2 protein-coding genes are annotated in these 1,003 nt (G+C 55.1%); both read left to right on the top strand.

Going from position 1 to position 1,003, the window contains the following annotated elements:
• The first annotated feature begins 169 nt into the window (after positions 1-169).
• On the top strand, positions 170-556 hold the full coding sequence (locus AC1RPN_RS07765; RefSeq protein ID WP_481763646.1) for a hypothetical protein: 387 nt from the start codon (positions 170-172) through the stop codon (positions 554-556).
• A partial coding sequence (locus tag AC1RPN_RS07770; RefSeq protein ID WP_481763647.1) for a hypothetical protein occupies positions 557-1,003 on the top strand: 447 nt, incomplete at its 3' end.

Raw genomic sequence — 1,003 nt, forward strand, 5'->3', positions numbered from 1 at the left:
GTCGGCGCTACCTCCGATCATCAAGTGGAAGTTCGTTTCCTGAAATGAGGACAGGTGCCATTATCGCGGTCTTGCTAATCGCATTCGGCTTGTGTAAAATGATGATCGGCATAGCACTGGTACGGGGCGCTCGGGACCGTTCCCATGACCCGATCTATAAGGAGGATTGATGCTGGAACAAACTGATGAGCAGCTAGCAGAGATGCTGGAGGTTCTCAAAAAAGAATGCACGAGTCTGAAACATCAGAAAGCTGATGCGTACGATTCGCTGGAGAACGCGTTTATCGCTACCGGTTTCTACGATGTGGCTGCTGGGTTCCGGGAATTCTTGCGCTTGCGTGATCTCGATGCACGGCACAAGACGCTGAAAGCGGCGATCGATGGCGCTACCTATTTCGGGGGCGCAGCGGTCGTTGGCTACGTAAATGATCTGGATGCGGCAAAGCTCCAGAACGGGAAGCTTGCCGCGACTATCACCGTCTACCCTGAATACCGACCGGGCGTTGCAGAGCACGCGTTTGTGTACAGCAAACCCACACTTAGAAAGGAGGTTTAAATGTTGATGATTGCCTTGATGTTGGCCCTGAACTTCGGGATCAGCTGGTGGAACTGCTACGCAGTTGGCGGTATCTGGGTTGAGTCCCGGTCGCTGGGCGGCTGGATTCGGGTACTCGCGTGGTCAGGTGCTATTCAGGCTGCGATTGGCTTCAGCAGTGTGTTTCTGTTCGTGCTCGGGGGCGCGGCATTCGCGTTTGGTGTGCTGCCGCCCAAAGCGTTTCACGCTGCGATCAACCTCTGGTACCTGCTGATCATCATTCCGGCGCTGAGTACGGGCCTGATCATTACCGTGCACTCGTGGATCGCGGCGTATCGTGAACGTAGCCTCGCAAACATGGGAACTGCGGCCTACAACACGTTTGCTCAGGCCTACAACATGTACAATGCGTTCTCCGGCATCGGTGATGCGTTCAAGGGCGTTGGTGAGTTCTTTGCGGGTGGCGAC

This window comes from Dellaglioa sp. CoH-57-MRSF-20, assembly GCF_056781955.1.